General features: G+C 70.5%; 20 protein-coding genes. 7 read left to right on the plus strand and 13 right to left on the minus strand.

Annotation, left to right across the window (positions count from 1 at the left end; translation table 11 throughout):
- Positions 1-80: 80 nt before the first annotated feature.
- The 7 genes from ACFQ91_RS15550 to ACFQ91_RS15580 all read right to left on the minus strand — a co-directional run bounded on the left by ACFQ91_RS15550 (position 81) and on the right by ACFQ91_RS15580 (position 10,710).
- Positions 81-2,414 carry a molybdopterin-dependent oxidoreductase gene (locus tag ACFQ91_RS15550; protein WP_198499237.1) on the minus strand — a complete coding sequence of 778 codons (2,334 nt, stop codon included), beginning with the start codon at positions 2,412-2,414 and terminating at the stop codon, positions 81-83.
- A 13-nt stretch (positions 2,415-2,427) separates the two neighbouring features.
- Positions 2,428-2,901: a hypothetical protein gene (locus ACFQ91_RS15555; RefSeq protein ID WP_198499238.1), complete on the minus strand. Its 474-nt coding sequence runs from the start codon at positions 2,899-2,901 to the stop codon at positions 2,428-2,430.
- A gap of 62 nt (positions 2,902-2,963) precedes the next feature.
- On the minus strand, positions 2,964-5,126 hold the full coding sequence (ligA, locus tag ACFQ91_RS15560; protein WP_198499239.1) for an NAD-dependent DNA ligase LigA: 2,163 nt from the start codon (positions 5,124-5,126) through the stop codon (positions 2,964-2,966).
- A gap of 33 nt (positions 5,127-5,159) precedes the next feature.
- Positions 5,160-6,299 carry a hypothetical protein gene (locus ACFQ91_RS15565; protein WP_198499240.1) on the minus strand — a complete coding sequence of 380 codons (1,140 nt, stop codon included), beginning with the start codon at positions 6,297-6,299 and terminating at the stop codon, positions 5,160-5,162.
- Complete coding sequence (locus ACFQ91_RS15570) at positions 6,256-8,265, minus strand: prolyl oligopeptidase family serine peptidase (protein WP_198499241.1); 2,010 nt, start codon at positions 8,263-8,265, stop codon at positions 6,256-6,258. Before ACFQ91_RS15570 ends, ACFQ91_RS15565 begins: the two co-directional genes overlap by 44 nt.
- A 43-nt stretch (positions 8,266-8,308) precedes the next feature.
- The gene (mnmA, locus tag ACFQ91_RS15575) at positions 8,309-9,484 is read right to left on the minus strand and encodes a tRNA 2-thiouridine(34) synthase MnmA (RefSeq protein WP_198499242.1); all 1,176 of its coding nucleotides are present in this window, start codon (positions 9,482-9,484) and stop codon (positions 8,309-8,311) included.
- Positions 9,481-10,710 (minus strand): cysteine desulfurase family protein, encoded by a 1,230-nt coding sequence (locus ACFQ91_RS15580; protein WP_198499243.1) that lies wholly within the window; start codon positions 10,708-10,710, stop codon positions 9,481-9,483. The genes mnmA and ACFQ91_RS15580 overlap by 4 nt, the downstream gene beginning before the upstream one ends.
- A gap of 116 nt (positions 10,711-10,826) precedes the next feature.
- Here ACFQ91_RS15580 and ACFQ91_RS15585 point away from each other — a divergent pair, with 116 nt between their 5' ends.
- Positions 10,827-11,177, plus strand: coding sequence for a hypothetical protein (locus ACFQ91_RS15585; RefSeq protein ID WP_137826071.1), 351 nt, complete (start codon positions 10,827-10,829; stop codon positions 11,175-11,177).
- Complete coding sequence (locus ACFQ91_RS15590; RefSeq protein ID WP_198501005.1) at positions 11,174-11,626, plus strand: hypothetical protein; 453 nt, start codon at positions 11,174-11,176, stop codon at positions 11,624-11,626. Before ACFQ91_RS15585 ends, ACFQ91_RS15590 begins: the two co-directional genes overlap by 4 nt.
- A 5-nt stretch (positions 11,627-11,631) precedes the next feature.
- Here ACFQ91_RS15590 and ACFQ91_RS15595 read toward each other — a convergent pair whose 3' ends face one another.
- From ACFQ91_RS15595 to ACFQ91_RS15605, 3 genes are read right to left on the minus strand one after another with little or no spacing between them, the layout of a single operon-like run.
- Positions 11,632-13,356 (minus strand): hypothetical protein, encoded by a 1,725-nt coding sequence (locus ACFQ91_RS15595; RefSeq protein WP_232623644.1) that lies wholly within the window; start codon positions 13,354-13,356, stop codon positions 11,632-11,634.
- Between the two features lie 47 nt (positions 13,357-13,403).
- Positions 13,404-14,348, minus strand: coding sequence for a tetratricopeptide repeat protein (locus tag ACFQ91_RS15600; RefSeq protein ID WP_232623645.1), 945 nt, complete (start codon positions 14,346-14,348; stop codon positions 13,404-13,406).
- A gap of 22 nt (positions 14,349-14,370) precedes the next feature.
- Entirely contained in the window at positions 14,371-15,963 is a 1,593-nt protein-coding gene (locus ACFQ91_RS15605) for a hypothetical protein (protein WP_198501008.1), read from the minus strand.
- A gap of 236 nt (positions 15,964-16,199) precedes the next feature.
- Between ACFQ91_RS15605 and orn the strand changes: the two genes are divergently transcribed.
- On the plus strand, positions 16,200-16,826 hold the full coding sequence (gene orn, locus ACFQ91_RS15610) for an oligoribonuclease (RefSeq protein WP_232623916.1): 627 nt from the start codon (positions 16,200-16,202) through the stop codon (positions 16,824-16,826).
- On the opposite strand, the gene ACFQ91_RS15615 is transcribed toward orn, so the two are convergent.
- Positions 16,823-17,743, minus strand: coding sequence for a hypothetical protein (locus tag ACFQ91_RS15615; protein WP_198499244.1), 921 nt, complete (start codon positions 17,741-17,743; stop codon positions 16,823-16,825). The two genes, orn and ACFQ91_RS15615, sit on opposite strands and share 4 nt — an antisense overlap.
- 116 nt (positions 17,744-17,859) lie before the next feature.
- Here ACFQ91_RS15615 and ACFQ91_RS15620 point away from each other — a divergent pair, with 116 nt between their 5' ends.
- Positions 17,860-18,576 (plus strand): DUF2993 domain-containing protein, encoded by a 717-nt coding sequence (locus tag ACFQ91_RS15620; protein WP_198499245.1) that lies wholly within the window; start codon positions 17,860-17,862, stop codon positions 18,574-18,576.
- A gap of 1 nt (position 18,577) precedes the next feature.
- Here the strand turns inward: ACFQ91_RS15620 and ACFQ91_RS15625 are convergent, their stop codons facing one another.
- Together ACFQ91_RS15625 and ACFQ91_RS15630 are read right to left on the minus strand one after the other, a co-directional pair.
- Positions 18,578-18,850 (minus strand): hypothetical protein, encoded by a 273-nt coding sequence (locus tag ACFQ91_RS15625; protein ID WP_198499246.1) that lies wholly within the window; start codon positions 18,848-18,850, stop codon positions 18,578-18,580.
- Positions 18,851-18,858: 8 nt separating this feature from the next.
- Positions 18,859-20,070: an MFS transporter gene (locus ACFQ91_RS15630; RefSeq protein WP_198499247.1), complete on the minus strand. Its 1,212-nt coding sequence runs from the start codon at positions 20,068-20,070 to the stop codon at positions 18,859-18,861.
- Positions 20,071-20,179: 109 nt separating this feature from the next.
- Here ACFQ91_RS15630 and ACFQ91_RS15635 point away from each other — a divergent pair, with 109 nt between their 5' ends.
- From ACFQ91_RS15635 to ACFQ91_RS15645, 3 genes are all read left to right on the plus strand, one after another.
- Entirely contained in the window at positions 20,180-21,439 is a 1,260-nt protein-coding gene (locus tag ACFQ91_RS15635; RefSeq protein ID WP_198499248.1) for a sensor histidine kinase, read from the plus strand.
- Entirely contained in the window at positions 21,436-22,098 is a 663-nt protein-coding gene (locus ACFQ91_RS15640; protein ID WP_376871490.1) for a response regulator, read from the plus strand. The genes ACFQ91_RS15635 and ACFQ91_RS15640 overlap by 4 nt, the downstream gene beginning before the upstream one ends.
- 101 nt (positions 22,099-22,199) lie before the next feature.
- On the plus strand, positions 22,200-22,562 hold the full coding sequence (locus ACFQ91_RS15645; protein WP_198499250.1) for an antitoxin: 363 nt from the start codon (positions 22,200-22,202) through the stop codon (positions 22,560-22,562).
- Positions 22,563-22,570: the final 8 nt, after the last annotated feature.

Raw genomic sequence — 22,570 nt, forward strand, 5'->3', positions numbered from 1 at the left:
CTGCGCTCCAGTCTAATGTCTCAGCCCGCGCCCACCGGCATGCTGTGACCGTGACCCGTCCCTCGCCGAGGCGGCTGTGCTCACTCCGCGAAGACCGGGGGTCGACTCGTCACCGTCACCGCCGGCAGCCCTGCGGCATCGACCGGTTCGACGCGCACGAGCGTCGACAGCGCCGCGGGCCCCTGCGCGAGGCGGGACGTCCCGTGGTCGGCGGTGAGGACATTGGGGTTGCCGTGAATCTCGAGCGAGGCAGGGTCGGTCGGGTCCGCGGCCTCGTACCAGGCCCCGGCGGAGAGCTGGATGACGCCGGGGCTGATGTCATCGCTCAGTTCGACCCCGGCCAGGCATGCGCCCCGGGAGTTGACGATGCGGACGACGTCGCCGTCGGCGATGCCGCGGGCCGCGGCGTCGGCGGGGTTGAGGCGGCAGGGTTCGCGTCCGGCGATCTTCGCCGCCTGGCTCGTCCCACCCGTGTCGAGCTGACTGTGGAGGCGCTGCCCCGGCTGGTTGGACACGAGGTGCAGCGACCCGGCCGGGGCGTCGGGGGCACCGAGCCATTCGGTCGGCGGCAGCCACGCGGGGTGCCCGGGGCAGTCGTCGTAGCCGAAGGCGTCGATGGTCTCGGAGAAGAGCTCGATCCGTCCCGACGGGGTCGACAGCGGGTGGCCTGCCGGGTCGGCGCGGAAGTCCGCGAGCAGCACCGTGCTGCCCTGCGGGACGTCGACTCCCCCGTCGGCCCAGAACGTGGCGAAGTCGGGCAGCGCGATGTCGTAGTCGGCCGCGGCCTGCCGGGTGCGCGTGTAGAGGTGTTCGATCCACTCCATCTCGGTCCGGCCCGCGGTGAAGGACTCGTGCGTGCCGACCCGGGCCGCGAGTGCTGAGAAGATGTCCCAGTCGGCGCGGGCGGCGTGGCGAGGGTTGAGCGCCCGGTGCATGGCGACGATGCGCTTGTCCCCCGAGGCGGCGCCGAGGTCGTTGCGCTCAAGGGTCGTCGTCGCGGGCAGGACGATGTCGGCCTGGCGGGCCGTGGCCGTCCAGAAGGGTTCGTGGACGACGATCGTCTCCGGCCGCTGCCATCCGCGGCGCAGCCGGTTGAGGTCCTGATGGTGGTGGAAGGGGTTTCCGCCCGCCCAGTAGACGAGGCGGGTGTCGGGATACGTCCGCCGCTCGCCGTTGAACTCGTAGTCCTCACCGGGGTGGAGGAGCATGTCGGCGATCCGGGCGGCCGGGATCGGCGCGGTCACCGGGTTCTCCCCGACGGGCAGGCGCGGCGCGGGGAACGGGTACTGCCAGTTGCCCATCGTCCCTGCGGCCCCGTACCCGAATCCGAATCCCGCTCCGGGCAGGCCGATCTGTCCGAGCATCGCCGCGAGCGCGAGCGCCGCCCAGTACGGCTGCTCGCCGTGGTCGGCGCGCTGCAGCGACCAGGTGACGGAGATCATCGTCGTCGTGCCCGCCATCTCACGGGCCAGGTCGCGGATCGTCTCCGCGCGGATCCGGGTGATCTCGGCCGCCCAGTCCGCGTCCTTGGCGATGCCGTCGTCGTCGCCGAGGAGGTAGGGGCCGAAGCGCTCCCACCCGACGCAGCGGGTGGTGAGGAACTCCTCGTCGTGGAGGTTCTCGGCCAGCAGCGTGTGGGCGAGTCCGAGCATGAGCGCGGTGTCCGTGTTCGGTCGCACCGGCAGCCACTGCGGATCGAGGAAATCGGGGGCGTCGTCCCTGAGCGGGGAGACGGAGACGAACCGGCAGCCGTTGTCGCGGGTGGCCCGCAGCCGGTCGGGGATCGGGTGGTCGGAGAGTCCTCCGGATTCGAGCTGCGTGTTCTTCAGCGCGATCCCGCCGAACATCACCCACAGCCGGGTGTGCTCGGAGACGACGTCCCAGCTGCTGAGCCGACCGTTGGCGAACTGGGCGGGCCCGAGGACGTGCGGGAGGATCATCGCCGCCGCCCCGAAGCTGTAGTTGCCGACCTGCGAGGTGTGTCCGCCGAAGGCGTTGAGGAATCGGTGGAGCTGGGTGCGCGCGTGGTGGAATCGTCCGGCGCTCGCCCAGCCGTAGGAGCCGCCGAAGATCGCCGCGTTCCCGTGGTCGCTGCGCACCCGCTCGAGTTCCCCGGCGACGAGGTCGAGGGCCTCATCCCAGTCGATCTCGACGAAGGGCTCGGCACCGCGCAGATCGGTGCGGCGGGTGCCGGGTGCCGCCTCACCCTGGCGCTCGGCGCGCACCGCGGTGAGCCACGAGCGTCGCACGGCGGGTCTGCGCACCCGCAGGTCGGAGTCGACGGAGTCGGCGAAGTCGTGGATGAGCCGGCTCGGGCGGGCATCGGTGTCGGGTGGAACCACCTCGACGAGGGTGTCGTCGTCGACGACTGCTGTGAAGGACCCCCAGTGCGAACTGTGCGGAACAGTGCTCATGGGGTCCTCTCTATCACACGCTCACGCGCTCGGGCCAGGTTCTCTCACCGCGGATGTAGCCGGCCATGTCGCCGAGGACGCGGTCGGCGTCGGCCTGGGTGAACTCGCCGGCGCGCACCCCTGCCTGGAGGTCAGCGGCGAGTTCGGTGATCCGCGCTTCGACCGATTCTCCTCCCGTCCCGGCGGCCAGCGTGAGGTTCGGTGACGTCGCGGCCGTGACGGCGGCGTCGGCGGTGCGCGGGGCGAGCGCGAGCGGTTCGGGTCTCTCGAGTCCCTCACCGCGCTCGGCGCTGCCGGGCAGTCCCCCGCCCCACGGTTCGCCCTGCTCCTGCGGAGAATCGGGCGCCGCGGTCGGCGCCGTGCTGCGCTTGGTGTGGTGGTCAGGGCTGAGGACGAAGTCGGCGAGACCCGCTCCCAGAGGTGCCGCGGTGAGAACTGCTGCCAGAGCGACCGCGGTGCCGGCGATCAAGCGGGGGAATGCCTTCATGGCTCCCACTCTGCCAAACCATTCTGTCCCCATTCTCCGCTCCGCCTGAGACGTTCCTGGTCTCAGGCAAGGGACCCGGTCGCCAGCAGCGTCCGGAAGCCGTCTTCGTCGAGCACGGGCACGCCGAGCGATTCGGCCTTCTCGAGCTTCGAGCCGGCGTTCTCCCCGGCGACGACGTAGTCGGTCTTCTTCGACACGGAGCTCGCTGCCTTGCCGCCGGCGGCGAGGATCGCCTCCTTGATGCCGTCGCGGGTGAACGTGCTCAGCGACCCGGTGGCGACGATCGTCAGCCCGGCCAGGGTCTGCGGCGCGGTCTCACCGACCTCGTCCTCCATCCGGACTCCGGCGGCGCGCCACCGGTCGATGATCTCGCGGTGCCAGTCGACGGTGAACCAGTCGCGGATGCTCGCCGCGATCGTCTCCCCGATCCCGTCGACGGCGGAGAGCTCTTCGAGGCTCGCCTCGCGGATGGCGTCGAGGGAGTGGAAGCGGGCGGCCAGCGTCCGCGCGGCGGTCGGTCCGACGTGGCGGATCGAGAGCGCCACGAGCACCCGCCACAGGTCCTGGTCGCGGGCCTTGTCGAGTTCGGCGAAGAGCTTCTTCGTGTTCTGGCTCGGGGCACTCGGCTTCTTCGCCGTCCCCCGGGTGAAGAAGTACGGGACGAGCTCCCGCTCCCCCGTCTCGACGCCCTTGACGCGCTTGTTCCGCCAGATCTTCACGTCCGCGAGGTCGTCGGGGGTGAGGTCGAAGAGTCCGGCCTCCGAGGACAGCGGCGGGGTCTCGGGTTCGGCGGGCGCGGTGAGCGCGAGGGCGGCCTCCTCGCCGAGGGCTTCGATATCGAAGGCGGCCCGGGAGGCGAGGTAGAAGATCCGGTTCGTCACCTGCGCGGGGCACGACCGCGCGTTCGGGCAGCGGACGTCCTTGTCGCCTTCCTTCTGCTCGCCGAGGAGGGTCCCGCACGACGGGCAGTGGGTGGGCATGACGAATTCGCGTTCGGAGCCGTCGCGGGCGGCGACGACGGGGCCGAGCACCTCGGGGATGACGTCTCCGGCCTTGCGCAGGGTGACGGTGTCGCCGATGAGCACGCCCTTGCGCTTGACCTCGTAGCCGTTGTGCAGCGTCGCGCGTTCGACGGTGGAGCCGGCGACGGTGACGGGTTCCATCACCGCGAACGGGGTGACGCGGCCGGTGCGTCCCACCTGCACCTGGATGTCGAGGAGCTTCGTCGTCACCTCCTCGGGCGGGTACTTGAACGCCGTCGCCCAGCGCGGGGCCCGTGAGGTGTAGCCGAGGGCCTCCTGGACGGCGAAGTCGTCGATCTTGACGACGATGCCGTCGATCTCGTGGGAGACGTCGTGGCGGTGGTCACCGTAGTAGGTGATGAACTCCTCGATCTCCTCGACGGTCTCGAGGACCTTGTAGTACTCGCTGATCGGCAGCCCCCACGAGCGGAACTGCTCGTAGACCTCGGACTGCTCCTTCGGCTCCGGGTGCGAGGCGTCGGCGGGCGTCCATGCGGCGATGCCGTGGACGAGCATGTGCAGCGGACGGCTCGCTGTGACCGCCGGGTCCTTCTGCCGCAGCGATCCGGCGGCGGAGTTGCGGGGGTTGGCGAACGGGGGCTTGCCCTCGGCGACGAGCTGCGCGTTGAGTTCGGCGAAGGCCTCGACGGGGAAGAACACCTCCCCGCGGATCTCCACCTCGGCGGGCGGGAACTCCGTGTCGAGGTGCTGCGGGATGTCGGAGATCGTCCGGACGTTCGCGGTGATGTCCTCGCCGATGCGCCCGTCGCCGCGGGTCGCGGCGCGGACGAGTTCGCCGTTCCGGTAGAGGAGGTTGACGGCGAGTCCGTCGATCTTGAGTTCGCAGAGGAACTTCGACTCAGCGCTCACCGCGCCGCTGACCCGGCCGTACCACTCGCGCAGCTCGGCGAAGTCGAAGACGTTGTCGAGGCTGTACATGCGCCCGATGTGCGTGACCGGGGAGAACGTCGTCGTGTCGACGGATCCGCCGACGGTCTGCGTGGGCGAGGAGTCGGTGACGAGCTCCGGGTACTTCTCCTCGAGCGCTTCGAGCCGGCGGGAGAGCTCGTCGTATTCGGCGTCGGAGACGAGCGGCGAGTCGTCCTTGTAGTAGGCGGCGCGATGCGACTCGATCTGCTCGGCGAGTGCGGCGTGGGCCTTCGCCCGGGCAGCGGCGTCCTGCAGGTCCAAGGTGTCGTCCATGGTCGTGTCTCCGTCTCGCTGTGTCTGGCTCATCTATCCCTCCGTCAGGGCTCGCCGCAGTCCCGCCGCCAGCCGCATCGCCGGCTCATCGGCGCGGTCCGGCGTCGCCGCCGGAGCGAGCAGCGGCGGGTGCCCCAGCGGCAGCTCCTCTCCCGTGAGCACGCCGAAGTCCGCGAGGCTCGCGGCACCCATGCCGACCCGCTGCCACGGTTCGGCGATGCGGTCGAGCCACTGCCGCACGTCACCGGGTCGGGAACCGGCGTCGGCGGGCAGGCGGATCCATGTGCCGACTCCCGCCTCGGCGAGGATCGCCAGCTGCTCCCACCCTGCTGCCCTCAGACTAGCCAACGGCACGGACACGGCGCCGGCACCGGTGGAGCGGACCACCTCGGCCGCGGGGATCTCCTTGCCGCGCAGCCGCAGGGGCGCGAGGTCGGGCAGGCTGAGCAGGGACGGCGGCAGGTGCCCGAAGGTCGAGGTCAGCGCTGCGTGGACCTGGGTCTCGCTGATCGCGGGCAGGCTCGCGAAGCCGGAGACGGTGGGCCAGGTGCCGGTGAGGACGGGGTCGAGGCGCATCTCGGCGAAGCGGATGACGGTGCGCAGCCCGAGCCTGCGCAGCCGTTCGGTGAGGCCGGCGATGCCGAAGGCGTAGGCCTGGACGACATCGCGCCGAGCTCCGGCGTCGCCGAGGACGCGGGCGCCAGAGGGCAGACTGAGCGCGGTGACGAGCGTCCACGGTCCCGGCAGGGACACCTGCACGGCACCGGGGAAGCCCTCGCCGTATTCGGCGACGGCGTCGAGGGCTTCGCCGAGCCCGGAGGACTCGAGGCGCTCGTCCCGTCCCGCCGCGGCCGTCAGCCGCCACCCGTAGGAGGCGCGGTCGACGTGGAGGTCGGTGAGCAGGCCGACGGCGCGGCCGATCGCGTCGGCGCCCCACCGGTCCCCGGAGCGGTGGGCGATGAGCGGGACGGGAGGCAGGCCCGCGGCGAGGACGTCGAAGCCCGCCGAGGCGGCCCGCCGGGAGTCGTCACCGGGACGGGGCGCGGCGGCCGGGTCGGAGCCGTCGGGGCTGTTCCCACCGGGAATCCACACCGACGTCGTCGTCGCCGACGGGGTGAGTGACTGCGTCTCAGCGGTGCCTGCGGCTGCGGGGGATTCCGAAGACGTCGACATAGAATCCGAACTCGCTTTCCAGGGAATCGATGATGGTCTCGGTGCGGACGAAGCCGTGGGATTCGCCCTTGTACAGACGGTAAATGTACTCCACTCCGGCCAATCGGAGCATGTCGACGAACTCCTGCGCCTGATTGGGCGGGACGATCGGGTCGCGGTCGCCCTGCATGATCGCCACGGGCACTCTGATGTCGCTTGTGCGGTGGATCGGCGAGCGGGTGAAGAGCGCGTCCTGCGCCTCGGGCCAGGGGCCGACGAGGCCGTCGACGTAGTGCCGCTCGAAGTCGTGGGTGTCGACGACGAACCGCATGAGGTCGGTGACCCCGAAGTACGAGGTGCCGCACGCGAAGACGTCGGAGCTGATGAGCGACGACAGCGCCGTCCAGCCCCCCGCCGAGCCGCCGGAGATCGCGATCCGCAGCGGGTCGGCCAGTCCCGCATCGATGAGTCCCTCGACGGCTGCGACGATGTCGGCGACGTCGACGATCCCCCACTGTCCGCGCAGGCGCTCGCGCCAGGCGCGGCCGAAGCCCGTCGACCCTCCGTAGTTGACCTCCATGACGCCGATGCCGCGGGAGGCGAAGAAGCTCATCCGCGCCGACATGTCCGCCGTCGCCTGCCCGGTCGGTCCGCCGTGGGCGATGACGACGTAGGGCGGGCGCTCCCGGTCGAGGGCGATGAAGCGGGGATTGTGGGGCTCATGGAGGACGACGGGGACGCCGCCGAGGACCGTCGTGCGCGGGTGCGCGTAGTAGTCGTCGTGGGCGTCGAGCCGCTCCGTCGCGATCTCCGTGAACGCCCCGGTCACCCGGTCGACGGCGATGAGCGCGCCCGCGCAGTCCGGTGACTTCGCGGTGAGCAGGACGTGGGTGCGACCGAGATCGTGGAGTTCGATGCTGCCCAGGGTCGCGATCTCCTCGACGACCCGCGCCGAGGCGGCGGTGGCCTCCCCGGCGGGCGTGGCGGTGGCAGCGTCCCCGCCGCTGGTGCGCAGTCGCACGAGGGCGGCCATGTCCGACTGCGCATGCGCCCACACCTCGGCGCCGTCACCGAGGTGCCACAGCGCCCCGAGCTGCCACAGCGGTCCGCCGATCTCGGTTCCGGTGTCGAGAGCGGGACTGAGGTCGGTCACGGTCAGGTCGACCGCCTCGGCGGCAGACGACGCAGAACCGGCCCCAGACCCCGCCACACCGCTGAGGTCGAGTTCGTAGAGGGCCCAGTGCCCCTGATGGTCCGAGCACAGCCGCAGCGTCGCCGGTCCGCTGAACTCCGGCTGGAGGAGGGCGACCGCATCGCCGTGGAGGACGGCGGCGACGGTCGGATCGCCCCCGGCGCCGAGGTCGACCACCCACAGGCTCGTCTCATCCCACGGCATGTGCGGGTGCTCCCACCCGATGAAGGTGAGGAGTCGGCCGTCGGCCGAGATCCGCGGCCACGCCATGAAGTGCGCCTGCGTCGCGAGTTCCCGCATCGTCCCGAAGCGGGTGATGAGCACGATCGAGCGCCGCCGCACCGTCGACCGGCAGTCCTCGCGCACGCAGAGCAGCCCCCACGGGGTCATGTGGAGGTCGCCGTAGCGGATGAGACCCGAGGTCTCAGGGGTGAGCGCGTGCGGCGACCGGCCGGGGATGAGCTGCCAGACGCGCTGGTCGGCGGCGTTGACGAAGTAGACGATGTCGCTGTCGGGGTCGAGCGCCCACGCCCCGCCGCCGTATTCGTGGACGGCGGAGCGGATGTTGAACGGCTCCGGCAGGATCCGCTCCCCCGGCCCCGGATGCGACAGGGAGGTGCGGACGAGTCCCGTCCGGGAGTTCTCGGCGGCGAACTTCGCCGAATAGTAGACGTGCTCGCCGCGGAAAGCGGCCTCGAAGATCGGGGCTGCCCCGGTGGCGACCTCCGCTGCGCTCAGCGGCGAGGACCACGTGCCGTACGGCGCGGTGACGACGTCCTGGGGCGATTCCTTCATTCCCCCAGGCTACCGCCCATACCGGGCCCGTCACCGGTGCGCATCACCGTGCGCCGAGGCGGTCCCTGGCGGTGACGTCGATCGTGGCCTGACCGAGGACGCGGGTGCCGCGGTAGACGACCATCGTCTGTCCCGGGGCGACACCGGAGAGCTCTTCGGCGACGTCGACGTGGAGGAGCTGGCCGGCGGGCCGGGCCGCCGGCACCGCGGCCTCGTGGGCAGGCACCTCGGTGACGACGTCCCCGAGCCACGCGCGGGCGGGCACCGGATCGGAATGGGCGCGGATCTGGACCTCGCAGTCGATCCCCGTCTCCGGTGTGGTGCCGATGTCGGCGGGGGCGTGCCCGGCCCACGAGGTGCGGATGCCGGTGAGATGGGAGACGCCGAGGTCGGCGCGGGAGCCGACGGTCACGGTGTTCGAGGCGGGGTCGAGACCGGTGACGAAGCGCGGCTTGCCGTCGGCGGCCGGCTTCTCGATGCCGAGCCCCTTGCGCTGGCCGATGGTGAAGGTCATCGCACCGTCGTGCTCCCCGAGGACCTCGCCCTCGGCATCCTTGATGAGGCCCGGGCGCATCGGGATCTTGTCGGCCAGCCAGGCCTTCGTGTCGCCGTCGGGGATGAAGCAGATGTCGTAGGAGTCGGGCTTGTTCGCCACCGAGAAGCCGCGCTCGGCCGCCTCGGCGCGGACCTCGGCCTTCGAGGCGGTCGCTCCGATCGGGAAGTAGCAGTGCTCGAGCTGCTCACCGGTGAGGATGCCGAGGACGTAGGACTGGTCCTTCGCGAGGTCCTCGCCGCGGTGGAGCTCGGGGCGGCCGGCGGCGTCGCGGACCACCTCGGCGTAGTGCCCGGTCGCGATCTGATCGAAGCCGAGGGCGAGCGCCCGGTCGAGGAGGGCGGCGAACTTGATGCGCTCGTTGCAGCGCATGCACGGGTTCGGGGTGCGGCCGGCGGCGTACTCGGCGATGAAGTCATCGACGATGTCCTCCTTGAACCGCTCGGAGAAGTCCCACACGTAGAAGGGGATGCCGAGCATGCCCGCCACCCGGTGGGCGTCGCGGGAGTCCTCGATCGTGCAGCAGCCCCGCGACCCGGTGCGCAGCGTGCCGGGCATCCGGGACAGGGCGAGGTGGACGCCGACGACCTCGTGGCCGGCGTCGACGGCACGGGCGGCGGCGACGGCGGAGTCGACTCCGCCGGACATCGCGACGAGGACCTTCATGCGCTTTCCTGACTCTCGTGGGCCGTCTGCCGCCAGCGCGGCGTCGCCGAGACCATGCCGGCCCGGCGGGCCTGGTCGACGACGGCGGGCAGCACCTCGAGAAGCGCGTCGATGTCGGAGGCGGCGGTGTCGTGGCCGACGGTGAAGCGCTGCGCGGAGCGGGCGACGTCCTCGCTCATGCCCGCGGCGAGGAGGACATGGGAGGGGCGGGAGACGCCGGCCGAGCACGCCGATCCCGTCGACGTCGCGATCCCGCGGGCGTCGAGGCCGAAGAGCAGGGAGTCGCCCTCGCAGCCGGCGAACGTGAAGTGGGCGTTGCCGGGCAGACGGCCGGTCCCGCGGGGGCCCGACAGTCTCGCGCCCTCGATCGTCGCCTCGACACCGGAGATGAGGCGGTCGCGGAGGTCGGAGAACTTCGCGGCCCGCGAATCGAGGTCGGAGGTCGCGAGGTCGACGGCCGCGGCGAAGGCGACCGCGCCGGCGACGTCGAGGGTGCCCGAGCGCACGCTGCGCTCCTGACCGCCGCCGTGGAGGATCGGGGTGGGCGCGGCGGCGCGGTCGAGGAGGAGCGCGCCGATGCCGACGGGACCGCCGATCTTGTGCGCGGTGATCGTCATCGCCGTGGCTTCCAAGGCGGCGAAGTCGAGCCGGATCTGCCCGAGCGCCTGGACGGCGTCGATGTGGAACGGGATGCCGAGGTCCCGGGCGAGGCGACCGAGTTCGGCCAGCGGCTGGATCGTGCCGATCTCGTTGTTCGCGGCCATGACCGACAGCAGCGCGGTCCGGTCGGGGTCGCGGCGCAGCGCCGCCTCGGCGGCGGGCAGGTCGATCCGGCCGGTCTCGTCGACGTCGAGGAGGACGACCTCCGCACCCTGGGACTCGAGCCATTCGACGGAGTCGAGGATCGCGTGGTGCTCGATCGCCGAGGTGAGGACGAGGGGTCGGGCGGGCTCGGCGAAGCTGCCGTTGTTGCGGGAGAGGTAGAGGCCCTTGACGGCGAGGTTGTCGGCCTCCGTGCCGCCGGAGGTGAAGACGACCTCGGAGGAGCTCGTCGCCCCGAGCGCCCGGGCGATATCGTCACGGGCCGTCTCCAGCCGCATCCGCCCGGCCTGACCGACCGCGTGCAGCGACGACGGATTGGCCCGGCGGCTCAGCTCGGTCGTGTAGACGTCGAGCACCGCCTGGGGCATCGGCGAGGTCGCGGCATGGTCAAGATAGATCGGCACGTCGAGTATTTTAGGCGCTCGGGCCCGGCCCCGGCCAGGTTCCGTGCCCGATCTCACCCGGTTCCGCCGCTCGGAGCGGTCTTCGCCGCGGGGCCCTGCGGACTAAACTTGTCCGGGTGTTCACCGTTTTCACGCTCGTGCTCTATGCCGTCGCCGCCGTGCTCACCGTGTGGGCGATCGTCGAGACGATCCGCAACCGACCTGCGGGACCGCTGCTGCTGGGCTGCTCCGCACTCCTGCTGCTCCTCCTCATCGTCGAGCTCGTCATCTCGATCGCGACCTTCGGAGGCACCGACGGCGTCGACCCGCTCCTCTACTTCGGCTATGTCATCACCGCGATCCTCGTCATCGCGCTCGCCGGGTTCTGGGCCTTCGCGGAGCTGAGCAGGTGGGGTCCCGGCGTGCTCGCCGCCGCCGGACTGACGGTGATCATCATGATCGAGAGAATGGACCAGATTTGGCTGTGAACAGACGCACCCGCCCGGCACCGCGCTCACCGTACTCGGCGATGCATTCGGGCCCCGGTCGGGCCCTGACCGCGGTCTACGGGATCTTCGCGCTGTCGGCGACCGCGCGGGCCGGCTACCAGGTCATCCGCGAATTCGACGTCGCCCCGGTCGCCTACACGCTCTCGGTCATCGCCGCCGCCATCTACATCCTCGCGACGGTGTGCTTCGTCATCGGCAACCGGGTCACGCACCGCATCGCGATCGCCGCGTGCCTCATCGAGTTCGCCGGCGTCATCATCGTCGGCATCCTCAGCTTCACGCATCCCGAGGACTTCGCGAAGCCCTCGGTGTGGTCGAACTTCGGCTCCGGCTACGGCTTCATCCCGCTCGTGCTTCCCCTCATCGGCCTGTGGTGGCTGCTGCGGGTGGGCCGGCGGGTGCGCGAGGAGCAGACGGAGCTTGCGTGATCTCCTCACTCGATCCGTGAGGAGAGGATGTCCCAGTCGGTGTTGAGTGCCGTGATCGTCTCCCCGTCCTTGAGCAGGACGTAGGGCTGGGCGGTGTCGACCTTGACGGTGTTGCCGTCCTTGTCGTTCGTCTTCACGGCCTCGATCGTGTCACCGAGGTCGACCGAGTAGTCCTCGGGCACCTTGATCGTCAGGGTGCAGCGGATCTCGCCCATGCCGAGCGCCCCGTTCTCCGTCGTCAGCGTCATCGACCCGAAGTCGAAGTCCTGGTACGGGGTGCATTCGACGGTGACGTCGTCGAAGCCGGAGTCCTCGTTGCGCAGGCCGCCGACGTAGTCCTGGAAGGACTTGAAGCCGCCCTGGTCGAGTCCGGAGACGATGCCGCCGTCGACCTTGCCGTCCTTGAGGAACGTCGAGATCTGGTCGGCTGAGGTCGCCATCTCCTCGGTGAACGCCTGCGGGGCAGGCTCGACCGCTCCGCTGCCGTCGGCGAGCAGGGTCGGGGCCTGGTCGGCGGGGATGAAGACCGCGGTGCGCACGAGCGGCTGCACCGAGGCGGATTCCCGGGTGGCCAGCTGCACCTGCGTGAGCTTCTCGTCTCCGCCCGTCGTACCGAGGGCGTAGAACCACATCGGATAGTCGGTGAAGGCGGGTCCGCCGGCGACGACCTCGGTGAAGTTCGGGGCGCGCAGGTTCTGCTTCGTCTTGTCCGCGATCTGGATCTGCGCACGGGTCCGGTCGATGAGCGGGGCGCCCTGGATCGCTTCGAGTCCCTCGCCCTTGTCGGCGAGGATCTTGTCGAGCGACTCCGTGTACGAGGTCATGAACTCCCCGGCCTCCCCCGGGCGCACAGCGGTGCGCTCATAGGGGGTGACCTGCGGGGTGTCGGGCTGGGCGATGGGCAGCGCACCGCAGCCGGACAGTGCCAGTCCTGAGGCCAGCGTGATGCCGGCGGCCGCGCGCACTCGCATGTTCCGGCGCCGAGGCGGGGCCGCAGCTTTCGCCGGCTCCGCGGTCGGACTCCCGGCCGGGTCCCCGTTGCCGGTCGGCGCGGTGTCCGCGGACTCCTTCCCGGTCGCCGAGGCGGACTTCCGGGACTTCCGGCGGGGCGCCTCGGTGCTGGGGCGGCGCTCCTTGAGCTTGCCGGACTGCTTGCGCGGACGGATCCGCCCGTTCCACCAGCGGAGGAAGAAGTACGCGGCGAAGCCGAAGGCGATGATCGCGGCGGCGAGGCCGATGAGGCTGAGCGCGAGCACACCGGCCACGCGCATCTTCAGCTGCACGGTCGTCCCGTCGAGGTTCTCCCCCGCCGTCGCCGGCGCGATGACGAGGACCTGCGGGTCGGCATCGAGGTCGAAGGTCTTCGACACGGTCGCCCCGGTCTCCACCGATGTCCACCAGTCCCTGCCGGCGATGTCCGCGGCGGGCGCCGGGTCTCCGGGGATCGAGCGATGGGTCGCCTCGTTGGGGAAGTCGACGTCGCTGATCTGGACCTGGGAGACCCCGTCGAGGTAGCTCGCGGTGTCGACGCCGTTCGCGGTGCCGAGGAAGAGCTCCTTGCCGTCGGCGTTCGTCGCCTCGATGGTGACGTTCGTGCCGGAGAACGGCACGATCGCCTCGTCGAGGACGACGGCGTACGACCCGTCGGAGACCTCGAAGGCCGGGGTCTCGGTGACTTCGTCGGTGCCGACGACGGACATGGCGGAGGCCACCAGCACGGTCAGGATCACGCCGGTGATCGTGAACAGGATGGCGGTGGTGAGGCGGACTATCTGGTTCAGAACAATGCCCTCATCAGTTTGGTGCGTGCTTTGGCGACGGCCGGGTCATCGGGTCCGACGATCTCGAAGAGGTCGAGCACGCGCAGGCGCAGCGCCTCCTTCTCCGGTCCCGTGGACGTGCGGATGAGCGAGATCAGGCGGTCGAACGCCCCGGCCGGGTTGCCGCTGACGACCTCGGCGTCGGCGGCGGCCTTCGCGGCCTCGACATCTGCGGGGTCGGCGTCGGCGGCGGCGATGAGCTCTTCGGGGTCGGCGTCGATGAGGCGGCGGCCGAGGCCGGCGCGGGCGAGGCCGAACTTCGCCTCGTCATCGGCCGGTGAGGCGGCCAGTGCCGCCTTGAAGAGGGATTCGGCGGTGTCGAAGTCCCCGTTGGCCAGGGCCTCCTCGGCCTCGGGATGCTTGGGGCCGGCCGGTTCGGGTTCGGCTCCCCCGACGACCGCGTGACCGCTCACGCCGTTCTCCGCGGCGAGGGTGAGGAGCTCGTCGAAGTAGGCCGCGATCTGCGGTTCGGGCAGCGTGCTCTGGAACAGCGGCACCGGCTGGCCCTTGATGATCGCGACGACGGTCGGGGTCGACTGGACGCCGAAGGCCTGGGCGACCCGCGGGTTCTGGTCGACGTCGACCTTCGCGAGCACGAGCCTGCCGCCGTAGGACGGGATGAGGCGCGCGAGGACGGCGGAGACCTCACGGCTCGCGTCACTGGCACTCGAGGCGAGGTCGATGACGACGGGCACGCGCTCGGAGAGCGCGACGATGTCGTTGAAGACCGCTTCGTCGACGTCGAGGACGAGCGAGGGCAGCGGCACCGCGGTGGGATCCGCGGCCGGCGCACCCGCCTCGTCGACGGGCATGTTCTTCGTGCGGACCGCGGAGAGGTCGAGCCCCTGCTGAGGGGCGCTGCCCGACTGCGGGCCGGGACCCTGGTTCGGATCGAAAGACACGGGATCTCCTTTGCTGGGTGCGTCAGCCGAGCTTGGCTCCGCTGAGGGTTTCGAGGCCGCCGATGAGGCGGGGCTTGCCGTCCTGCGGCACGAGGAAGGTGAGCACCTGGTACGTCGTCGTCGTCACCGGCTGCTGCGTGCTGCTCTCCCCGGTGAGCTCCTTCTGCGGGGTGCTCAGGGTCAGCGTGCCCGTGCGGCCGCCCGTCGACTGCGGGGTGATCGTCGATTCGGCGGTGATGACGCCGGTGACGACCGCGGAATCGCCCGCCGTCTCCTGGGCGACGATCTGCTGGCCGGGCTCGTACGTGTACTTGACGCTGGCCTGGCCCTCTTCCGCGCTCTTCTTCTGCTCGTCCTGGTTCGCCCAGATCGACTTCGAGAAGTCGTCGGGCTCATAGAGCTTCGCCTCCTTCGACGAGGCGCCGGCGCCGAGGGCCTTCGCGTAGTCGGCGACGGCGGCCTGCGGGGTCATCGCGAAGCCCTCCGCGCTCGCGTCGAGCGGCTGCGAGCCCTGGCGGGCGTCGGCGATCTCCGGCAGCTCGGTGCCGGGGACGAGCACGGTCTGCGACCACAGCTTGTAGTCGGCCCGGGCGTCGTCCTGGGTGAGGACGAGCAGCTGCGTCTGGTCCCCGGCCGACGTGATGAGGCTCGTCATCCGCGGCCACGTGTCGGTCGCTGAGGTGAAGTTGACGACGATGTCCTCGGCGGCGATCGCCGGCGGCATCGTCTGGTCCTTGACCTTGTCCTTGACCGTGTAGAGGGCGGTGCGCTGTTCGAGTGCGGGCCCGGTGGCGCGGGCCTCGAGCTTCTTCGCGTCGGTCTCCTTGTCCGCGGCGGAGATGTCGGCGGCGACGGCGCCGAGGATGCGCTCGGCCTGGCCGCTGCTCACCCCGGCCATCGGGGTCGTCGGGGCCGGTGAGGCTTCGGGGGTCGGCAGCTCGGCGGGGCCGCAGGCGCTGAGCGCGAGGACCGGGACGATGGCGAAGGCGGTGCCGTATTCGGCGAGCTTGCGCCGGCGGTCCTGCCGGGCCTGACGGCGGTTGGCTTCGCGCTTCGCGGTGCGGCGGCCGAGGAAGAGGAGGATGAGACCGATGACGAAGATCGCACCGCCTGCGATCATCAGCGGAATCGCCCAGGGGGTGTCGGCGCGGTTGGGCCAGGACAGGGACACCGAGGTGACGTCGCCGGGGGCGCCGGAACCGGCGATGAGGAACCCGGTGCGGTTGGCGTCGGAGTCCCAGTCGAGGCTCACGGTGTCGGTGCCGGTGACTTCGGCCTCCCAGAGGTCGGAGCCGACCGGGTTCGGCAGCTCCGCCTCGCCCTCCTTCGGCTCCACGGTGAGACCGTTCTCTGCGGCGAGGCCGGTGATCCGGGCGGCCGGGGAATCGCCGACCCAGGCGTCGATGCTCTCGATCGGGGCCTGCGCGATCGTGAGATCACCGGTGCCCTGTGCGGTCAGCGTCGCGGGCGTGTCGTAGAGGTTGAGCATGCCCGGATCGACGATGACGGCCGGGGCCGACCCGTCGATCTGCGTCGTGGCGGTGATCGTGTCGGAGGGTGCCCACAGGGTCTTCTGGAGCAGCCCGAGCCCTGAGACAACGACACCCACCACCATGAGAATCACAGCAAGTGTGTAACGCACGCGAAAAACCTTCTCCTCGAGTCGGCACGATTCCTCCCACCCTGTCCGGGCAGAGGTCAGTACAAGTTTAGGTCACCGACGGCCGCGCTGTTCTGCGGATGCACTCAGCGTGTGTCAGCGGACACACAGGCCCACTCGACTTGTCCCGACCCGCACACCGTTAAGCTGGCAGCGTGAGCAACGACAGAATTGTGTGGATCGACTGCGAAATGACCGGCCTCGACGAGGCGCGTGACGAACTCATCGAGATCGCCGCGATCGTCACCGACTTCGAGCTCCGACCGCTCGATGAGGGCATCGACATCGTCATCCGGCCCTCGGCGGCGGCCCGGGCGAACATGAACGACTTCGTCACGAAGATGCACACCGATTCCGGGCTGATCACCGAACTCGACGCCGGCACGACCGTCGCCGAGGCGCAGACCCAGGTCCTCGACTATGTGAAGACGCACGTCAAGGAGGCCGGCAAGGCCCCGCTGGGCGGGAACTCGGTGGGCACCGACAAGGTGTTCCTCAACAAGCAGATGCCCGACCTCGTCGCCTACCTCCACTACCGCATCATCGACGTCTCCTCGATCAAGGAGCTGTCCAAGCAGTGGTTCCCCCGCGCCTACTACCAGGCACCGGCGAAGCTCGGCGGTCATCGCGCCCTCGGCGACATCCGGGATTCGATCGTCGAACTCGAGTACTACCGCCGGGCCGTGTTCTCCGCGGAGGGGCCGACCTCGGATGATGCCAAGCGCATCGCCGCCGAGGTGGTCGCCCGGTACTCCGCGGACGCGGAGCAGCCGGCGGGCGACGCTGCTGAGACCCCCGCCGACGCGACGCCGAACTAGCTCGACTTCCTCTCCGGCTGCGCGAAGACGGCGGACGGGAACGCCCCCGACTGGACGAGCACCTTGACGAGCGTGCGGCTCGGGGCGATGAGCGAGGCGATCTGCTCGTCGCTGAGCACCGACCAGGCGGCGGCCACGGTGCCGTCGGTGAGGATCTCGACCTCCTCCTTGAGCTGACGTCCCGCGTCGGTGATCTGCGGCAGCGGATACCCGCGGTCGTCGGTGCCCACGGTGATCAGCCCCGCCTCGGCGAGTCCGTCCTGGGCTCTCTGCCATTCCTCATCGGTGTAGCCGCGGGTCTTCTGCGCGGCCCGCGGCTTGAACGACGCGCCGGTGGCGACGTCGAGCATGAGGGCGTCGATGCCGGCGACTCCGGCGGTGACGAGGGACGCGACGTGCCCGTCGCCGCGGAACTCGCGCGCCACGGTGGCGAGATCCCAGAGGGCCTCGAAGGCCGTGGCCGGGGAGTGGGCGGCGACGGCGTCGGCGGTCGAGCCGGCCAGGGAGCGCCCGGTGAAGTCCATCGCCTCGCGCACGGGGGTGAGCGTCTCCGTGAGCTGGACGGCCGCCTCGGTGAGGAGGGCGATGTCGTCACGGTCGCCGAAGAGTCCGTCGAGGTAGAGGGACACGGCGTCGAAGCGCGCGGAGACCATGACGTCCGGGGAGACGGTGTCCCAGATCCGCGGGATGATCGTCGCGATGAACGACGGTGAGTAGTTGTAGAAGGTGCCGGCGACGACGCCGGCGTTGACGCGGCCCATCGGCGCCGAGCGGGCGGCCATGTTCGCCGGGATCCCGGGTTCGAGGCCGAGTTCGGCGAACGAGGCGCCGACGACCTCGGAGAAGTAGATCGACGAGTGGAACGAGTTGAGGCGACCGGAGAGCGTCCTGATGTTCTGCGTGCGAGTCGAGTCCATGGCCCCATCCTAGGCGGGGTGCGTCCCCGGCCGACAGAGCAGGCGATTGTCGGACCGGCACATCCGACAGCCAGGTCGCACGCATCCTGGGCAGGGACAATGGGAGAATGAGCGTCATGACGACTGGAGCAACCCGAGCCCATCCGAGCCGCCGGTCCCGCCGCCGTCCCCTCATCGTCTCCGCGATCATCGTCGTCGTCACCCTCGTCGTCGGGGTCATCGCCGCCGACCGGATCGTCGATTTCACCACCGAGCGCCGGATCGCCGAGGGGCTGGAGAACTACGGCGACGCGCAGGTCGACGTCCGGGGCTTCCCGATCCTCAACCAGTTGGCTGCGGGCAGGCTCGACGCCGTCGACGTCACGGCGACGCGGGCGACGTACGAGGATCTCGAGGTCACCGACGTCGACCTCAGCCTCTTCGACGTGCCCACCGATTCCTCGCGGCCGATCGGCACCGTCGACGGGGAGGCGACGATACCGCTGTCGACGATCGATCGGCTCGCCGGGCAGAACGCCTCCCTGCCCGACGGGATGACGTTCACGACGACCGACGGGACGCTCTACCTCACCGGTTCCCTGCTCGGACAGGATGTGCGCATCGGGATCGATGCGCAGCCCGACGGGCGGCAGATCCTCGTCTCGGCGACGACGCTCACCCTCGGTGCGGCCGAGGTCGACCTCTCGACGATGCCGTCGTTCCTCACCTCGGAGATCTCCGACATCGTCATCGATCTGGGCGACATGCCCGAAGGCCTCGAGGTCACCGGCATCGACGCCGTCGACGACGGCATGCGGGTGAGCGTCCACGGCAACGGGGTGATGCTCGAGTAGGTCAGTCCGTCGAGGACTGGGGTGACTTCGGCACGATCATCCGATAACCGGACCAGAGGATGTCGATGAGGACGACGATCGTCCAGATCCGAGAGATCGAGCCGATCCACCTCTGCATGTCCGTTCCCCCGGCGTTCCAGCTCAGCAGGGTCGTCACCGAGGTCCCGCCCGTGATCACCTCCCACGGCCAGCTGGCGGCGACTAGGGCGAAGATCACCTGCGCGATCACGTAGATGCCGACATGGATGGCCAGGGTCGCTGCTGTTCTCTTCATGGCTGGACTCAGCCCCTTTCTCTCTGTGGTGGTGCCGCTTCGGCGGGGAAGCGGCGCAGACCCCGCCACCCGGTGAGCGCGGCGATGACGAGGACGACCGCGGCGGCGATCGTCGCGACATGCCAGGCGCCGGCGCCGAAGAGCGCTCCGGCCGCGAGCGTCCCGGCAGCGGTCCCGATGAGCTCTGCGCTCTGGGCGTACCCGAACCCGGCTCCCGCCCGGTGGCCGGAGACGACGGCGATGAGCCTGTCGAGCAGCGGTTCGAGCAGCGAGAAGCACAGGGCGGAGAGGACCCAGAGCACAGCGAGCGCGACCGGGCCGGGGCGGGTGACCATCGCCGCGGCGAACCCCGCGGAGCACGTGAGGCCGAGGAGGAGGATCCACCGCGGCTCGATGCGGCGGACGAGACGGTGGAGAGGACGCGGGGCGATGCTGAGCACGATCGCCCCCGGCAGGTAGACGAGAGCGATCTCTCCGAGCTCCAGCCCGAGCTCGACGGCGAGGTGGAGGATGAGGAGGAGTGAGATGATGCCCTCGGCGAAGGCGAGGACGACGACGAGCGCGAGGATGCCGCGCAGGGATCGCAGCAGATGCGCGGAGTCGGACGTCGGGCTCTGCTGAGGCTCTCCCTGTGCAGGACTGTGCGCCCCGATCCGCGCGAGCAGGACCCCCGCGACGAGGCAGGCGGCCGCGCACGCCAGGAAGACGGCCTGCGGTCCGGCGACCTGGAAGAGCGGGATGCCGATGATGAACGCGATCCAGGCGCCGGAGGACTCGTTCTCCATGAGCACGGCGAAGCGGTCATCGCCGACTCCGCTGCCCTCGTCGCGCTCGGCGATGAGGGCGCGCACTGCGACCCAGAAGAGCGCACCGGCGATGCCGCCGAGTGCGGCAGCGGCGAACGCCGGCGGCAACGTCGTCGAGGCGGCGAAGACGAGGAAGGAGAGTACCCCGACGCCCGAGCCCGCCGCCGCGATCATCGCTGAGCTGCCCGGCGATCCGCACCGGTCGACGAGCCTGCCGGCCAGGGGCCGGATGAGGAGCGAGACGAGGAGCTGGACGGCGACGAGCGCTCCGGTCTCGGCCCCGCTCGCCCCGAGCTGCTGCGCGGCGACGACGGGGAGGACGAAGGCGAGGAGTTCAGCGGGTCCGCTGAAGAAGCCCGACGCCGTCGATGCCTGTGCCCGGCTGGTCCTCCGGGTCGCCTCGGTGCTGTTCATGCCGCCACGCTATGCCGGAGAGCGGAGTCCCGTCGTCGGGAGGAAGTCGCACGTCGACATCCGACTTTGGGATGATTCCCACCGACGGTGTCGTCACTAGACTCGGATCATGTCCGATAAACGGCACCTGAACGTGCCGGGCCTGCCCGCATTCACCCTCGAGGATCTCCTCACCGCGCTCGTGCTCAGCGCGATCGGCGTCCTCTTCATCGTCCTCGGCCCCCAGAATCAGTGGTTCGACACCGACGTCGTCCCCGACCAGGTCGCTCAGCCCGTGCTCATCACCTGCGGATTCATCGGCACGCTCTACGCCCCGCGGGTGGCGATCTCGACGACGAGCTTCCTCATCGGCCTCGGTGCCGACGTCCTCGCCGGCGGCCACGACTTCGCTCTCTGGCTCGTGTTCCAGCTCGTCTTCGCCCTCGTCGGACACGCATCCCCGCGCGTGTCGACGGTCGTGTTCACCCTCGCAGGCGTCTCGACGATCGTCGCGGGCGTCGCCTCGTTCGCCTCCGGATTCGATCTGTCGACGTCGTTCCAGTTCTCGGTGCTCGCCGTCATCATCCTCTTCCTCCCGGCCCTGTGGGCGAGCAGCGTCCGCGAGCACCGCAACACCGCCGCCGCCGAACACGAACGGGCCGAGGCCGAGCGCGCCCGCGCGGACGCTCAGGAGCAGGCGGCGCGTCTGGCTGCCGAGAACGCCGCGGTGAGCGCCCGGCTCGCCGAGCAGAAGGTGCGAACTGCCGCCGCCGAGGACCTCCACGACCTCGTCGCCGGGCACATCTCCGCGATCGCCCTCCATTCCCAGGCGGCGCTGGCCGCCCACGATGAGAGGATCCGCACCGAGGTGCTCACCACCGTCCACGCCGCCGCCGACCGGGCGCTGAGCGAGATGCGCCGCATGATCGATGTCCTCCGCTCCGACGTCGAGGCCGATCCTCCCGTCGCGGCGTCAGCGGCCGAGGCGATCGCCCTGGCCAGGAGCCTCGGGGTCACCGTCACCGGGGCGGAGGCGCTCACCGCGCTGCCCGACCGGCAGGAGGCGGCGCTGCGTCCGGTCATCGCCGAACTCATCTCCAACGTCGTCAAGCACGCCAGCGCACCGGAGCTGACGATCACCGTCACCGAGGCGGGCGCGATCGCCGCGTCCAACCCGGTCGCGCTCTCCCCCACCGCGGGGGCGACCGACCGGGCGGGGCACGGACTCGACAACATCGCCCACCGGCTCGAGCGCCTCGGCGGGGGTGCCGCATTCACCCGGACGACGGACACGTTCACCGCCACACTCACCCTGCCGGGAGGCAGGACGGCCGCACCCGAGTCGCACGTCGCGCCGGAGACGCCGAAACCGAAGGGACCCCCGCAGTGACCACCGTCCTCATCGTCGACGATCACGGAGCCGTGCGCGCCGGCATCCGCCTGCTCCTCGACACCGCCGACGGCATCTCCGTGGTCGGCGAGGCCGCGGACGGGCGCACGGCGGTGAGCATGGCAGAAGCGCTGCGCCCGGACATCGTCCTCATGGATGTGCGGATGCCCGTCCTCGACGGAGTCGCAGCGACCCGGCAGCTGCGGTCGGCCCCGGGCGGCCCGACGGTTCTCATCCTCACGTCGTTCGGACTCGACGACGTCATCCTCGCCGCCCTCCGCGCGGGGGCCGCGGGCTTCCTCCTCAAGAGCGCCTCGGCCGAGGAGCTCATCGGCGCCGTGCACCGCGCAGCCGCCGGGGACACCGTGCTCTCTCCCGAGGTCACCGCGAGCGTCGTCACCATGCTCTCGGCACTTCCCGAGGATCCGGCACCCGCCGCGGCGCTGCCCGACGATCTCACCGACCGGGAGCGCGAGGTCCTCGCGGGGATCGCCGCAGGCCGGAACAATCGCGCCCTGGCCAATGAGCTCGGCATCACCGAGGCCACGGTGAAGACGCACGTCTCCCGAGTGCTCGTCAAGCTCGGCGTCGAATCGCGGGTGCAGGCAGCGCTCGCCTACACTGCCGCGACCGGCCCTGCCGCGGACAAGTCGGGTTGAGGCGGGGCGGAGGCGGCCCACAGGACCGACTCAGCCTCGCGGACTAGGATCGGTGGCGACCATCACATCTGTGAAGCACACCTGTGAAGAAGGGCAGTCCCATGGGATTCGACAAGTTCATCAACAAGGCGAAGAACCTCGCCAACGACCCCAAGGTCCGTGAGAAGCTCAACAACCCCAAGGTGGAGAAGTTCAGCGATCAGGTCCTCGACAAGGCTGCCGGTGCCGCCGATTCGCTGACGAAGGGCAAGTACAGCGACAAGATCAAGAGCGCCCGCGACGCTGCGGACCGCGCGATCGGCCACGACGACCAGCGCCCCGGTGACGCCCGTCCCGGTGACCCGCGCACCGGCGATGTCCGCCCCGGTGACGCCCGGCCTGGTGATCCGCGTCCGGGTGAGCAGAACCCGGTCGACTTCCGTGATCGCCGCGACCCCGAGGACCCGCAGAGCCCTCGGCGCTGAGCCGACTC

The organism is Brevibacterium sp. NPDC056726 (assembly GCF_042790515.1).
GTDB lineage: Bacteria > Actinomycetota > Actinomycetes > Actinomycetales > Brevibacteriaceae > Brevibacterium > Brevibacterium sanguinis.